This window comes from Enterococcus alishanensis, from assembly GCF_019218635.1.
GTDB lineage: Bacteria > Bacillota > Bacilli > Lactobacillales > Enterococcaceae > Enterococcus_A > Enterococcus_A alishanensis.
In genome coordinates this window covers 23997-37801 of record NZ_JAHUZB010000003.1, presented here as the reverse complement: position 1 = coordinate 37801, position 13805 = coordinate 23997, and the positions used below count along the sequence as shown (strand labels likewise).

The window sequence follows — 13805 nt, the reverse complement described above, 5'->3', positions numbered from 1 at the left end:
GGAATTAAGTAAAAATATTCCAATTTTTACCGATTATCCCAACTTTTTTGTTGAATTTATTGGAAATACTTGTTAATTTATTAATGAGGTGAGTCAAATGAAGGCATCAGAAATTGCACAGCGAAGAAAAGATATCACCGCTTTGCTCTATAAAGAAAATAACTTGAAAGTCGCTACTTTGGTTAGCTTGTTTGATGTATCAGACGAAACGATTCGTAAAGATCTAGCCTATTTAGCTAGTGAAGGAATTTTAGAAAAAAAACACGGACGCGCCCTCTTAATCAAAGAAAAACCTTTGGAGCCTGTCTTCCATCGTCGACCAAAAAATTTAGCCAAAAAAGAAACCATCGTCACAAAAGCGTTGGAGCTCTTGCAATCAGAAGATTTAATTATTGGTCTTGATCAGGGCAGTACCGTAGCACTTCTTGCCAGCAAAATCGCTCAGCTATCGTCACGACAAATTTTTACTGGTTCGTTAGCTGCCATTTTAGAGCTGGCCATTGCCCATCACCTACTTTATTCTTTTGGCGGACAATACAATGCCGAAGATATGACTTTTCGAAACGATACGGGAAAAGAAATGTACCCCGATATCCAATTTGACGTTTGCTTCTTTGGTTCCAGTGGGGTTAAAAATCGAAATGGTTTTTGTACTTCTTCCCTAGCAGACGCTGAAGCCAAAAGATTAATGCTGAAAAAATCATCAAAAAAAATCGTCCTAATCGACGATTCAAAATTCCAAACCACTTCTCTTGTGCAAGTCGCTTCTTGGTCAGAGGTTGATGTCGTTATCTCAAATCAAGGCTTATCACCTGAAATTGCTAATAATATTCGACACCAGACTCGCTTGATTTTGGTTCCGTGATTTTTAAGGATGGTGAATCCATAAAAAAATAGTCAATTTAGCAATTTTCAGCTTTTATATCTAAAAAATTTAAGGGGAATTTTTTTATAAATGATAGATAACAAGAAACAGTAGCTTTTACTTGTCTCTCGAATATTCGTTAATCAGCATCCGGTAAGAACTAAACAACAGAATGTTCAGTTTTTCTCATAAATTTAATTGACAACAAAATATCTCTATGCTAAAAATAAATGAACAATTAAATAAGGGAATGAATGTCTCCCTTGGTTAATCCAAAACTGCCTAATAGCTGATGACTTCTGCAAATGTTTATTTGTGGAAGTCATCAGTTTTTTTGTTCAGAAAGGAAGGTTAAATGAAAATTAATAGATTAAAAAATCCGCATTTCAAAAAAAGGTTAATTTTTTATTTTTTAGTCATTGTAGTTGCTTTAACAATGGGTGTCGTATCTCACTATCTATTATTCGGTTTAAATTTTGTTTCAAATTATAGAAGTCACCATGATGTCCTCTTGCTATTTCTGCCAGTAATTGGCGTGCTGACTGCTTTCGTTTATGAAAACTATGGAAAAGGATCCCAAAAAGGTAATAATTTGATTATCGAAAGTACTCAAAATGAAATTGATGTCCCTTTTAGAATGGGTATCTTTACTTTTTTATTTACTTTACTTACCCATCTTTTTGGTGGTTCCGCAGGTCGAGAGGGTTCAGCCGTCCAAATTGGTGGTGTTCTTTCTAACAAAGCAAGTCAACTATTTCGGCTTGAAAAAAATCAACATAAACAATTGATTCATGCAGGAGTAAGCGCGGGGTTTTCATCCATTTTTGGAACCCCTCTGGCAGGAGCTTTCTTTGGTATGGAAATGGTTTACATTGGAAAAATAGAACGTTCCTCCTTGATTTCTTGCTTTTTAGCTTCTTATATAGCTAACTATACTTCATTGAAATTCGGAACTAGTCATGAGCTGCATAGAATTGTTGACCTGCCACAAATGAGTTGGAAACTTTTATTTATCGTTTTCATCGCATCAATTTTATTTGGCATTTTTGGGCGTTTATTTGCTTTATGGACCCATACATTAAAACGAATTTATAAAGAAAAAATTGCTAATTACTTACTTAGGGCGTTAATTAGTGCTTCCATATTCGTTATTTTAATCTTACTTTTTTCTGGTCAGCAATATGAGGGCTTAAGCCTAAATTTAATCAATCATGCTTTTAGAGGTAATTCCTCATGGCTAGATCCAATATTAAAACTTTTTTATACTGGTTTAACTTTGGGAGCAGGATTTCAAGGTGGCGAAGTAACTCCTCTTTTTGACATAGGTGCTTCTCTTGGCAGTGTCATAGGTAATTTAACAAATATCTCGCCATCTTTTCTAGCAGCATTGGGTTTAATTTCTGTCTTTGGTTGTGCAGCAAATGTACCAATTACGACTATCATGTTAGGTATTGATTTGTTTGGTGTTGAAGCTCTGCCTTATTATGCAATGGCCTCATTTATCAGTTATCTTGTTTCTGGTCACCAAGGAATATATCCTGCTCAAACTATTGTACAAGCGAAATCATTTTATTTAAAACATCACGAAGGCTATCGAATAAGTGATTTAACTAGCAGAAAGGAAAATAAATAATGAACAATCATATACATCTAGCAAAAGGTTGGCGTTCAAAACATTATGAAATTCCCTTTGAAACGACTGGTAAAAAAACGATTATCATAAAAGTTGATGAAGGGAGTGTTCGACTAGGGCACCACATATTTGATATACAAAATGGGGCTTGGTTAGGGCATCCAGCAGATAAAAAAAAATATTACATTTTAGAAGAAGGAAAAGAATACGTTTTAAATTTTCACATTCATCAGCAACACAATCGATTGGACCGACTTTTCTTAACCAATGAACTTTTTTTTAAACCTTCAAAAATTAGTTTTAAAAAGATAAATAATCATTCAAAGAAAGGAGAAGAGGATGTTAATTAGTATTGCTATAGTAATTTTATTAGGGTTAATACTTGGTAGTTTTGCCAAAAAAGTGCATTTACCACCATTAGTTGGTTTTCTTTGTACAGGAATCCTTTTAGGTCCTTTTGCTTTAGACTTGCTTAGCTCGGATCTTTTATCCATCTCTACTGATTTAAGAGAAATTGCTTTAATTATTATTTTGACTCGAGCTGGACTTTCCCTTGATTTAAAAGATTTAATAAAAGTCGGACGACCAGCCATTTTAATGTGTTTTCTTCCTGCTTTGATAGAAATTATCGGCACAGTTATATTAGCACCTTTGTTTTTAAATTTTTCGATAGCAGAATCATTGCTATTAGGTAGTATCATTGCCGCAGTTTCTCCAGCAGTTATCGTGCCTAGAATGTTAAAATTAATGGAAGAAGGCTTAGGAAAAAATAAAAAAATCCCACAAATACTGTTAGCTGGTTCATCTGTTGACGATGTATTTGTATTAGTTCTATTTGCTTCTTTTTTAGGTATAAATCAAGGTGATAAATTTACAGTTAGTCTGTTAGGACAAATTCCTGTCGCCATTATTTTAGGCTTTCTAGGAGGCGTTTTAACTGGTATTATTATAGTTCAGTTATTCAAAAAAATGGCAATAAGAGATTCTCTCAAAGTCTTAATTATTATGAGTGTCTCATTTCTTTTAATGGGTGTTGAGGATCAGTTGGAAGGAATCTTATCATTTTCTGGTATGCTCAGTGTCATCAGCTTAAGTTTGACAATTTTTCAGTTTCAACCTCCTATTGCACAAAAATTAGCCATCAAATTTAATAAATTATGGTTAGCTGCTGAAATTTTTCTTTTTGTACTTGTCGGTGCCAGCGTTAATATAACATTTGCTTTAAAGGCTGGTATATTGCCTATTTTATTTATTTTATTGGTTACACTCATCCGAATGGTTGGTGTACTGCTCGCGCTTCTTAAAACGAACTTAAACTCTAAAGAAAAGTTATTTTGTATGATTGCCTATACACCAAAAGCAACCGTTCAAGCTGCAATTGTCGGTATTCCTTTTGCTCTTGGCATTTCTAATGGTGAAATGATGTTAACCGTTGCTGTTTTATCCATCTTGATAACCGCACCTATTGGAGCCTACTTGATAGACTTGTCCTATCAAAAACTGTTGACTGAATGAGTTTACCAATAAAACTACTGTGATACCTTAAAAAGAATGACAATCATTTTTATTTACATTTTTTAGCGACCCACACTATATCCACCGATATAATGGTTCATACTATTTCACTCAATCATTTTATCTATCGAAATCGTAAGGTAAAAATAGCAAATAGACTTCCAGATCGCTAAATTACAATTGGAATGCTAATACTGATAAATTAATCAGTATTAGCATTTTTTCGAATAAAATCAGTCTTGAAAGAAATTCCCTCTAGCACAATATTTATCAGACTTATTTTGACGTCAAGGTCCTTCCGCAGTTCATACTGAAAAATGGAGATAAAAAGCATGTCATAATGTGCGAATACTGCTGTTTCTAGATCTTATGATATTTCTACGCGTACCTTACGCTAGCTAGGGTTCGATTCAAAGTCAAAAAAATATCTGACTATGCTTATCGCATGTATGATGATGAAAATCTACAATTGCTACAGCAACTATTGATTTTACTTGTGCAACTAAAACGAACAAAAAATGTATTCAAGAGTTGGTTGAATCTCTGGAATGACTTGTTAAAATGAAAGTGGGAGGTATGAAAAGTATGAAAAATAAAAAAATGAATCTCAGTCAGAATTTGATTTATTTGCGCAAAGGCAATCATTATTCCATTGAGACTGTGGCTGAAAAAATCGGTGTTTCCCGCCAAGCTGTCTCTAAATGGGAAGCTGGGGAGACGATTCCAGACTTGATAAACTGCGATTTATTGGCGCAACTTTATGATGTTTCCTTAGAAGATTTAATTTATTATTCGCCAACCGAAAATATTCCCCTGCCACCGAAAAATAAACATATTTTTGGCACTGTCGTTCTCGCTGAAAGAGGACAAGTAGTATTGCCAAAAGCTGCTAGAGATTTGTTGCAGCTAAAAGCTGGGGATCGCTTGATGGTCTTAGGTGATAGTGCAACTGAAACACAAGGTTTGGCCTTGATTCCCGCGGATCATTTCTTGCGGGCAGCTGAGGAAATGATGGACAATTTTTATCCGAAAACAAAGGAGTGATTTTCATGGATTTATTGACTGTCAGAAATTTGACTAAAAAATACCCGCAATTTACTTTAGACAGACTATGCTTTAATTTGCCCGCCGGCGCAATCATGGGGCTGATTGGCAAAAATGGGGCTGGTAAAAGCACGGCTCTCAAATCTTTGCTAAATATGGTGCACCCAGATAGTGGGGAAATTAAGATGTTTGGACAAAATTTTTTTCAAGCTGAAGCAGCTTGTAAGCAACAATTAGGGATTGTCCTAGGAGGGACAGATTTTTATCCTTACAAAAAATTACGGGATATTTCACAAGTCACTAAAAAATTTTATCGTCATTGGGATGAAGCTGCTTACCAAAAATACATGACGCTTTTTGAATTGGCTGAAAATAAAAAAGTTAACCAATTATCTGAAGGTATGAAAGTCAAATATGCAATTGCCTTAGCTTTATCCCACCAAGCAAAATTGTTTATTTTTGATGAACCGACTAGCGGCCTAGATCCTGTCACTCGCGAGGAATTATTAGAGATTTTTCAATCCTTAGTTGCTGACGGCACCAGAAGTATTCTTTTTTCTACGCACATTACTTCGGATTTAGACAAATGTGCCACTCATATTACTTATATTCGAAAAGGTCAACTGGTATTAAGTGCTGAGAAAGATCGCTTTATCCAGACTTTTCAAAAGGAAAATCCAGCAAATACGACTTTAGAAGACATCATGCTCTACTCAGAAAGGAATGTTTCACATGAATCATTTGCTGTATAAAGAGTTTCGTTTAGCAGCCCATCCCACTCTCTATATTTTATTATGGATGGGGGCACTGATTTTAATTCCTAGCTATCCTTACACGACGGTTTTTATTTTTGGCTGTTTCGCGCCACTGATTACTTTGCAAAATGGACGAGAAAATCACGATGCTTTTTAAACGGCAACTTTGCCAGTTAAAAAAAGTCAGGTCGTAAAAGGTAAATTTGCATTATTTATCACTACACAAATCGCCCAATTATTTCTGACTCTATCTTTTACAATCATTCGAATCACTCAAATCCCCATTAAAAACACCGTTGGTATTGCGCCAAATTTAACTTATTATGCCGCTGGTTTGCTGGTTTTCACACTGTTCAACTTTTTCTTTTTCACCGAATTTTACAAAACAGCCTACAAAATTGGCAAGGCCTTTATCAAAGGAATGGTACCCGCCCTTTTAATAGCTGTTTTAACTGAAACCATCAGCCACATCCCCAAATTAGCTTGGTTAAATAGTCTAAATAAAACCGATCTACGATTGCAACTACCGATATTTCTTTTCGCATTGATTTTCTTCATCGCTGGCAACCTCTTGGCCTTTAAAATTTCCAAAGAACGCTTTGAAAAAGTTGATTTATAGTATACAAAAAAACTTGTCTTAGATACTTTCATCCAGACAAGTTTTAATCTATTGAGCCAGCTATTTCGGCTAGTTTTTCAACAACTTCTGCTTTTAATTCGTCAAATGCCAGTTGGCTAGTTGTGATCTTTAAAATAAAAGCAACCGCCTCTGCTTGGTCCAAATCAACTCGGTAGTCATTTATTTTCAAAAAAGTCACCATAGCGACTAGCGCTGTACGCTTATTCCCATTGTGAAAAGGATGACGTTTGATTAAATTTATCACTAAAATAGCCGCTTTATCGAAAATCGTTTGATAAAGTTCTTGACCAAAAACGACTTGCTGTGGCAAATTTACTATCATTGCTAAGGCTTTTGCATCTTTCAATCCAATCATTTCACCAGGCGAATAATTTGTTATGACTCGCGCGTTAATCCTTACAATTGCTTCACTACTCAAGTAAATCATAAGTCTACCAAATCTTTAATTGCTTCATCATATTCAGCCATCACGGAAATCACAATTTGATCAATATCAACCTCTTCAACGGCTTTAGTGATCACAATCGAACCATCTTCCTTCAACAAATAACTTATTGAATCGCCAGTATTGACCCCGATATGTTCTTTAACTTCTTTAGGAATCGTGGTCACATCACTATTGCCAGATTTTCTGATTTTATATTTTTTTTCCATTGAAATCTCTCCTTTGTATCTATTATATCATGTGTATATACATTTAAAAAGTAGATACTTATCTCGATAAAAAAACAGTTTTAGGATGACTTTACCTAAAACTGTTCATTATTATAGCAAGCTTTTACTGCCACCGTTTCAACTGCGGGAACAATCCCAACATAAATTCTCGGGCTTCAGTTTCTGTTTTATTTTGTGCCTTCAGTACCCTATCTTCCTTTAAATGCTGCACACTAAGCGCAATCATTTCCTCCATCGTCCTTTCACTTGTGAAATTTCCATCTTGATAACAATAAAAACAATACTCTTGATTTTTACTACCGCCAGCATCTGTCCCCAACATTTCCTGATTTTCCAAGGGCATTCCACAACTTTGACAATAAGTGATTTCTTGCATTTTATCAGCTCCTTTAATCAGCTCCTTTATTGATAGTCAAATTTTCCAAAATCATTTGATAATACTTTGTTGCTAACTGACTGACTTCCCCTTTTTTACAAAAAGCCAATTTATTCAAACGAGGAGAATGGCGTTCCACCACGATTTGATCCGCAACCGTTCGACTTTTCAGCCATTCAAACGCTTCCAAAAAACGCGGGTCTTTTTGCGCTTTAGGATAATGGGACAAGACATAGACATAATGAAAAATATTGTAATCCCCTAACGGATACTCCACTTGCATAAACAACCTGCCAATTCCATAATGACAAGGACCAATTGGCACCTTCATCTCCCAATGTTTTAATAAAAATTCTACCGCCCCATCTAATTGCCGCAATTCTTTAAAATTCGGTTGATAAATAAAAGCATGCAACACATACAACGTTGTCATGGGAGTGGAAAATTCCGTCTCTGGTCCCCGTCCAAAACTATATTTTTTACATTTCCAACCACCATCAGCTTCTTGCATCTCTAAAAAATAGCGGTAAGAGTTTGCCAGCCGCGGATCTTGCGCTTGTCCTAAACGACACAAGCTCGTCAAAGTAATCGCTGTCTGACAAGGGACCATACCACCTTTTGGATAGACTTTAAAACGCCCATCTTCCCTTAACACTGAAAACAGCAAATCGACATTTGCCTGAATCACCGGATCATCAATTGGTATTCCCAGCTCCACCAAATAAGTCGGTGCCGTCACTGCATTATACGGACTGCCCTTAAACAAACGTAAATCCTCCGTCGTCCAATAATCAAAATCAAACTGCTTTTTATAACTCATAATGATCTCGATATCTCGTTGGTACATGGTTTCACCTTCTTTGTTTACTTATTAGCTTTTCTCCTTTTTTGAAGCGCTTTTATCCATTTTATCTTTTTTAAAAATAGCGGTCAAACTGATAAAAAAAAGACTTCGAAGAAAATTCTCCAAAGTCTAAAGTCTGATTAATCTTTTTCTAATTGATCCAATGTTTTAGAACCAAACCATAGAACCAAACCAATCACGATTACGATAGCTGCTAAGATTCCGTAACCCATTTGGAATTGACTAGGATCAGTTGTTTGTAACAATGAATAAATTCTTGGATAAATCAAAGTTGAAGCGAATACCGCGATTGGCCATAAACCTAACAAGAAGCCCATTAGTTTTGATGGTGCCAAGTTCACGATAAATGAGTTCCCTAATGGCGAGAAGATCATTTCCCCAACTGACATCAAGATTGAAATAACTGCAATCCATACTAATGAAGTTGCGCCGTTACCAATCATGTCTGAGAAGACCATAACCACATAAGAAAGACCAACTAGGATAATTCCTAAGGCAGTTTTCTTGAACATGCTCATATCGCCTTTCGGACGGTTCGCCATCTTCGTCCATAAACGACCTAAAAGTGGACCTAAGATAATACAAGTCAAGGCGTTCATTGAATCGAAGTAAGAAGTTGGTACATGGAAGTTACCGATAAACCAGTTGGCACGGCCTAAGAATCCAGCGCCGTCACCCCAACCGAAGTAGTAGTAAGCAGGCATATAAGCCAAATACCAAACAGTCCAGAAAACAATTGAGAAGATTGTTACTAATACAATCGCAAATACACGTTTTTTATCAGTAGCAGATAAAGGTTGATTTTCTTCAGCTGCTTTCTTTTGTTCGTCAACGAATTGACGTTGGTCGATTTTGAATGGTTTTTTACCAGCGTCACCTAAAGCACGACCGTTTACTAAGAACCAAATAGCATCTAAGAATAATAGCAATCCACAAATTAAGAATACGCCGTTGTAACCAATTACTGGAATTAATAATACTAAGAATGTTGTCCCAGTAAATGAACCGATATTTACAAATGAATACTGTACTGAGAAGGCCTCATTCAGTTCTTTTTCATCACTGAACAGCAACCCGTTAATCCCTGATAAGTTCCCTTTGAATAAACCAGTCCCGATGGCAACTAAAATAATCATTGCCCAAACCATACCTAATGAATTGGCTTGCCAAGTAAGCAAATAACCAATCCCCATTAAAACTGCACCTGCTGGTACACAAAGTCGTGGGCTCAACCAGTAATCGGCTAAATAGCCCCCAACGATTGGTGTGATATAAGTCGCAGCTAAGAATGCCCCAGACATTGAAGCTGCCTTCACATCATCAAATCCTAACCCGCCTTTACCAACAGTTGTTGCAATCCAAATTGCCAACATATACTTTACAGTATAAAAAGCACAACGCTCAAAAGAGAAACTCAATGAACAGACATAAAAGCCAAAAGGTTTTTTCTTTTTCACAGGAGTCGCTTCCATTTTCATCCTTCTTTCTTAAATAAATATTTTTTTAGTCGTTATCACGCATCCATTGTTCCAAAATTGCCATATATTTAGGTTTTTCTTCAACAAATGGCATGTGACGGCTGTAGGCGAATAGTTCCCATTTTGCATTTGGGATGGCATCAAACATGGTTTTTGCAACTAGTGGTGTGGACAAATCATTGGTGCCGCTAGTTACTAGACTAGGAATCATTAAGTTTGGTAATTTATCTGTATATTCATAGTCATGCAAAGTACCAGTTGGTGAATATTCGTTTGGTCCCCAACCTGTGATGTAGCTTTCTGTTCCGGGTACTTTTTCCCGACGCAGTGGTTCAGGTGAATCTGCTGTTGGTACTGCCGCAGCATGACGCACCATAAAACGATCATTGGCAGCCAAATAAGCTGGGTCATCGTAGTTCCCAGTAGCTTCTGCCTTAGCAATTGCTGCTTGATCTTCTTCTGACATGAATTTAATCATGCGGTGTTGTTCTTGCGCCCATAATTTTGCTGAAGGCAAGGTACTTGATAGAATCAAACTCTTGATTCCTTTGGGTTGGTAATCACAAGCATAAATAATTGCTAACATGCCGCCCCAAGATTGACCTAGAATATGGACTTCGTCTAACCCTAGATGTTCTCTCAAAGCAATCAATTCTTCTGTCCAGGTTTCTTTTGTCCAAAGACTTGGATTTGATGGAACTGCTGATTTTCCGCAGCCAAGCTGATCATACATAATCAACTGACGGCCATCGACTGCCATCTCATCTAGTACTTCGAAATAATTATGGGTAGAGCCTGGGCCGCCGTGAAGTAAGATCAGAGGTGTTTTCCCCTGACCTTGCTCACCGACTACCCGATAATAAGTTTTGTAATCTTTAAAGGGCATATAGCCTTCGGTGATTTTCATCTTATTCCTCCTAGCCAACGATTTCTAGATCTTTTGGATAGCTGTTTAAGTTTTCGCAGCCATCTTCTGTTACGATTACTAAATCTTCAATCCGCACACCAACTTCGCCAGGAATATAAATGCCTGGTTCGATTGAAAAGACGTTGCCGACTTCAGTCAAGTTTTGGTTAGAACCTGAAACATCTCCAGTTTCATGATCTTCAATACCGATGAAGTGACCTAGACGGTGAGTGAAGTATTCGCCATAGCCTTTTTCAGTAATGTAGTCACGAGCAGCTGCATCAATTGATGCCAATGTTACGCCAGGTTTCACTGCATCGATTCCTCTTTGACAAGCTTCTTTAACGATTTCGAAAACTTCTCGGCTCTTTTCAGGAACTTCTTTGTAGAAATAAGTTCTTGTCATATCTGAGCAGTAGTTGTTTTTCACGCCACCGATATCAACAACGATGCTATCACCTGGTTTAGGTAATGAATCATCTGTTTCGTGATGCGGGTCAGCTCCGTTTGCGCCATAAGCAACGATTGGATCAAATGAATAACCAGAATTGCCTAATTCAGCATAAATTTTCGCTAATTCTTCAGTCATTTTACGTTCAGTCCAGCCATTAGAAAGAAGTTTCTTCAAGCGATCAATCGCCATGTCATTAGAACGAGAAGCTTCTCTCATCAATTCTTGTTCTTCATCATCTTTGATTGCACGCACACTGTCAGTGATCGTTGAGCCGTTGCCTAATTTTGCATCTGGCACTAATTCCATTAAGCGTAATAAGAAATGAGCTGGCCAGTTTTTGTCGATCCCAAATTTTTTGCTTGAGTCAACATATTCTAAAACTTTAGCCACACCATCATCCGTATCATCGATAAAGACTTTGTCCACACCTAAATCTTCTTCGATCGGGAATAGTTTGTTAACGATTAAAGTATTTTTACCTTCTGGTGTAATCACCAATACTAATAACCGTTCACCAGGATGGATCCAACGTCCAGTCAAATAAAAGATTGCTACTGGATCAGAAACAAGTAACTGACCGTAGTCTTCCTCTTTCATCTTCTCAACGATTCTTTGAACGCGACTTTCTTTTAACAAAATCAACACTCCCTTAGCTATATTTTGCCATCTTCACATGGCTCATAAAAACAATACGCAGATTGTTTTACATGACATTTTTTATAGCGACGATTACCAAAAAAACTTGATGTATAACAGTTTGCAATTTACCGAGTCAAATAATATGCTTGTGTAATAATTCACCTAACCCGACATAAAAATAACCATAAAGCACAGAAAAATGCAAGTTATTTTCGGAAAAAATGTTTTTCTATCTTCATCGCTATGACGATTTTACTATATATTTTCACATTTTTAAACGTTTTCTTTGATTTTTTCACCAAAAATTCAGAGAAACATTCGTCTTTTACTTTATTAAAAACACTGTCATGGCAGTTTTAAATCATATGAAAGCGCCTACATTATCAAGCGCAGTAAGCTTGTTTAGGGTTTTTTGTCATTTTTTGAACTTTATATATAACAAAAAACCTTCAGAACTTTTTTTTCCTGAAGGTTGCATTTTCTCATTATTTTTATTCTAAAAAAAGAACTGTTATAGAACATCTACTACAAAAATTTATTCTGCTAATTTTTTTCTTCGATGATAAGAGTAAAAACAATTTGGCGATAGTTCATAGCCAACAGAGATTCCTAACGAAATGGCGATAGCGATTTTCAAGACTTGAACACCAATTTGTGCAGCCTCGATCGAATCACCAATAAAGAAATTGTAAGTAAAATTATAAATCCCCAATCCTGGCACTAAACAGAAAATTCCGCAGATTAAAAAGATAGTCACTGGTGCCCGCAAAGCAAAAGACGCTTCTCGCGACAAGTAGATTAAAGCCAAAGAAGCCACAAAAGTCGCAGCAATCGGCGCATTAACAAAATGCATAAAGGCCAAATAAATCCCCCAGCCAATCGCCCCAATCGTCCCGCACCAAATATAATATTTTTTCGGCACTTCAAACAAAATAGCAAAAGAAACAGTCCCTAAAAAACCAGTTAAAATTTGAAAAAAAGGATTCATGCTGGCATCTCCTCCGTAAAATTTTTAAAAAATATTAAGCACTGATAAAACCAGACCAACGCCCATCGACACACACAAAGCGGTAATCACTGCATTAATCATTTGACCCCAGCCAGAACTGTAATCACCATCAAATAAATAGCGAATTCCGTTGACGACCGCTACCCCAGGCAACAAAGAAATGATCCCGCCAGAAACTAAAGGCGTTAAACGTAAGGTAGGAAAAACAGCCACCAAAATCCCTGCCAAAACCGTCACTAAAAAACCACCAGTAATATTTGAGATAATGCTAGACATCTGAAATTTCGGCACCAAATACAGCATGAAGCAAGCCAAGACCAGCCCTAAGAAAAAGGCGCCCAATGAACCCCAAACTGTCCCACCAAAGATATAGCAAAAGCTGGCACTGCCCATGCCATAAGCAGCTATCTTTAAAGGTGTCGAGGCAAAATTTTCCGCTTTGATTTCCTCTAAACGCGCCCGCGCCTCAAAAGGTGTCAATTTATTTTCTTTAATCCGTCGCGACAAAGTATTAATCTGTTCAATCCGCCCTAAATTAATCGGCGATATCGGCACATCCCGCACCTTAGCCTGCACCGTTTGATCTTTTAAACGGGCCGTCATGAAAATGCCATTTATTAATACAAAACTATCAAATTCCTTCAGCTCTAAAGCCTCCGCCACATGGCGAATGGTGGTTTCAATCCGTTTAATCTCAGCACCATTTTCCAAAAGCGTTTCTCCAATATCATAAACAAAATCAAAACGCTCCTGCTCGCTCATTTCCATGACCAAACCTCCTTTATTGTTTCTATGTATTTTTAATCTGGTTCGTTTTTACCAGAATTTTACTAGATTTTCAGTACGCATACCATTCTACTAAGGCGAAATACGCTAAGTAGAACTGGCAGCTATTTCATACGTAGGAATAATTTTTTTACAAAAATTTAATTGATTTTCAGTACGCATAC

Annotated in this window: 17 protein-coding genes and 1 riboswitch; of the genes, 8 read left to right on the top strand and 9 right to left on the bottom strand. The window is 36.8% G+C overall.

Going from position 1 to position 13805, the window contains the following annotated elements; genetic code table 11:
* Positions 1–97 precede the first annotated feature (97 nt).
* The 8 genes from KUA55_RS07040 (at position 98) to KUA55_RS07005 (ending at position 6431) form a co-directional block, all read left to right on the top strand.
* Positions 98–865 carry a DeoR/GlpR family DNA-binding transcription regulator gene (locus KUA55_RS07040; protein WP_218325493.1) on the top strand — a complete coding sequence of 256 codons (768 nt, stop codon included), beginning with the start codon at positions 98–100 and terminating at the stop codon, positions 863–865.
* Positions 866–1102: 237 nt separating this feature from the next.
* Positions 1103–1174: riboswitch (Fluoride riboswitch) on the top strand.
* A 46-nt stretch (positions 1175–1220) separates the two neighbouring features.
* Positions 1221–2498, top strand: a complete 1278-nt coding sequence (locus tag KUA55_RS07035; RefSeq protein WP_218325492.1) for a chloride channel protein — start codon at positions 1221–1223, stop codon at positions 2496–2498.
* Positions 2498–2848 carry a hypothetical protein gene (locus tag KUA55_RS07030; protein ID WP_218325491.1) on the top strand — a complete coding sequence of 117 codons (351 nt, stop codon included), beginning with the start codon at positions 2498–2500 and terminating at the stop codon, positions 2846–2848. Before KUA55_RS07035 ends, KUA55_RS07030 begins: the two co-directional genes overlap by 1 nt.
* Positions 2838–4013, top strand: a complete 1176-nt coding sequence (locus KUA55_RS07025) for a cation:proton antiporter (protein ID WP_218325490.1) — start codon at positions 2838–2840, stop codon at positions 4011–4013. The genes KUA55_RS07030 and KUA55_RS07025 overlap by 11 nt, the downstream gene beginning before the upstream one ends.
* 585 nt (positions 4014–4598) lie before the next feature.
* On the top strand, positions 4599–5057 hold the full coding sequence (locus tag KUA55_RS07020) for a helix-turn-helix domain-containing protein (RefSeq protein WP_218325489.1): 459 nt from the start codon (positions 4599–4601) through the stop codon (positions 5055–5057).
* 5 nt (positions 5058–5062) lie between these two features.
* Positions 5063–5809, top strand: coding sequence for an ABC transporter ATP-binding protein (locus KUA55_RS07015; protein ID WP_218325488.1), 747 nt, complete (start codon positions 5063–5065; stop codon positions 5807–5809).
* A complete protein-coding gene (locus KUA55_RS07010; RefSeq protein ID WP_218325487.1) occupies positions 5790–5969 on the top strand; it encodes a hypothetical protein in 180 nt (59 codons plus the stop codon). The genes KUA55_RS07015 and KUA55_RS07010 overlap by 20 nt, the downstream gene beginning before the upstream one ends.
* A 9-nt stretch (positions 5970–5978) precedes the next feature.
* Positions 5979–6431, top strand: coding sequence for an ABC-2 transporter permease (locus KUA55_RS07005; RefSeq protein WP_218325486.1), 453 nt, complete (start codon positions 5979–5981; stop codon positions 6429–6431).
* 43 nt (positions 6432–6474) lie between these two features.
* On the opposite strand, the gene KUA55_RS07000 is transcribed toward KUA55_RS07005, so the two are convergent.
* From KUA55_RS07000 to KUA55_RS06960, 9 genes are all read right to left on the bottom strand, one after another.
* Entirely contained in the window at positions 6475–6879 is a 405-nt protein-coding gene (locus KUA55_RS07000; RefSeq protein WP_218325485.1) for a type II toxin-antitoxin system death-on-curing family toxin, read from the bottom strand.
* The gene (locus tag KUA55_RS06995) at positions 6876–7112 is read right to left on the bottom strand and encodes an AbrB/MazE/SpoVT family DNA-binding domain-containing protein (protein WP_218326142.1); all 237 of its coding nucleotides are present in this window, start codon (positions 7110–7112) and stop codon (positions 6876–6878) included. Before KUA55_RS06995 ends, KUA55_RS07000 begins: the two co-directional genes overlap by 4 nt.
* A 118-nt stretch (positions 7113–7230) precedes the next feature.
* Complete coding sequence (locus KUA55_RS06990) at positions 7231–7503, bottom strand: zinc ribbon domain-containing protein (protein ID WP_218325484.1); 273 nt, start codon at positions 7501–7503, stop codon at positions 7231–7233.
* 13 nt (positions 7504–7516) lie between these two features.
* Positions 7517–8350, bottom strand: a complete 834-nt coding sequence (locus tag KUA55_RS06985) for a prenyltransferase (RefSeq protein WP_218325483.1) — start codon at positions 8348–8350, stop codon at positions 7517–7519.
* 137 nt (positions 8351–8487) lie between these two features.
* Positions 8488–9840 carry a peptide MFS transporter gene (locus tag KUA55_RS06980; protein WP_218325482.1) on the bottom strand — a complete coding sequence of 451 codons (1353 nt, stop codon included), beginning with the start codon at positions 9838–9840 and terminating at the stop codon, positions 8488–8490.
* A gap of 31 nt (positions 9841–9871) precedes the next feature.
* Entirely contained in the window at positions 9872–10753 is an 882-nt protein-coding gene (gene pepI / locus KUA55_RS06975) for a proline iminopeptidase (protein WP_218325481.1), read from the bottom strand.
* 10 nt (positions 10754–10763) lie between these two features.
* Positions 10764–11843, bottom strand: coding sequence for a M24 family metallopeptidase (locus KUA55_RS06970; protein WP_246601433.1), 1080 nt, complete (start codon positions 11841–11843; stop codon positions 10764–10766).
* Positions 11844–12381: 538 nt separating this feature from the next.
* The gene (locus KUA55_RS06965; protein ID WP_218325480.1) at positions 12382–12834 is read right to left on the bottom strand and encodes a threonine/serine exporter family protein; all 453 of its coding nucleotides are present in this window, start codon (positions 12832–12834) and stop codon (positions 12382–12384) included.
* 24 nt (positions 12835–12858) lie between these two features.
* Complete coding sequence (locus KUA55_RS06960) at positions 12859–13623, bottom strand: threonine/serine exporter family protein (protein WP_246601432.1); 765 nt, start codon at positions 13621–13623, stop codon at positions 12859–12861.
* Positions 13624–13805 lie beyond the last annotated feature (182 nt).

Coding starts and splice junctions, on each gene's coding strand:
- KUA55_RS07040 (WP_218325493.1), top strand. CDS start 98: ATGAAGGCATCAGAAATTGCACAGCGAAGAAAAGATATCACCGCTTTG.
- KUA55_RS07035 (WP_218325492.1), top strand. CDS start 1,221: ATGAAAATTAATAGATTAAAAAATCCGCATTTCAAAAAAAGGTTAATT.
- KUA55_RS07030 (WP_218325491.1), top strand. CDS start 2,498: ATGAACAATCATATACATCTAGCAAAAGGTTGGCGTTCAAAACATTAT.
- KUA55_RS07025 (WP_218325490.1), top strand. CDS start 2,838: ATGTTAATTAGTATTGCTATAGTAATTTTATTAGGGTTAATACTTGGT.
- KUA55_RS07020 (WP_218325489.1), top strand. CDS start 4,599: ATGAAAAATAAAAAAATGAATCTCAGTCAGAATTTGATTTATTTGCGC.
- KUA55_RS07015 (WP_218325488.1), top strand. CDS start 5,063: ATGGATTTATTGACTGTCAGAAATTTGACTAAAAAATACCCGCAATTT.
- KUA55_RS07010 (WP_218325487.1), top strand. CDS start 5,790: ATGAATCATTTGCTGTATAAAGAGTTTCGTTTAGCAGCCCATCCCACT.
- KUA55_RS07000 (WP_218325485.1), bottom strand. CDS start 6,879: ATGATTTACTTGAGTAGTGAAGCAATTGTAAGGATTAACGCGCGAGTC.
- KUA55_RS06990 (WP_218325484.1), bottom strand. CDS start 7,503: ATGCAAGAAATCACTTATTGTCAAAGTTGTGGAATGCCCTTGGAAAAT.
- KUA55_RS06985 (WP_218325483.1), bottom strand. CDS start 8,350: ATGTACCAACGAGATATCGAGATCATTATGAGTTATAAAAAGCAGTTT.
- KUA55_RS06980 (WP_218325482.1), bottom strand. CDS start 9,840: ATGGAAGCGACTCCTGTGAAAAAGAAAAAACCTTTTGGCTTTTATGTC.
- pepI (WP_218325481.1), bottom strand. CDS start 10,753: ATGAAAATCACCGAAGGCTATATGCCCTTTAAAGATTACAAAACTTAT.
- KUA55_RS06965 (WP_218325480.1), bottom strand. CDS start 12,834: ATGAATCCTTTTTTTCAAATTTTAACTGGTTTTTTAGGGACTGTTTCT.
- KUA55_RS06960 (WP_246601432.1), bottom strand. CDS start 13,623: ATGGAAATGAGCGAGCAGGAGCGTTTTGATTTTGTTTATGATATTGGA.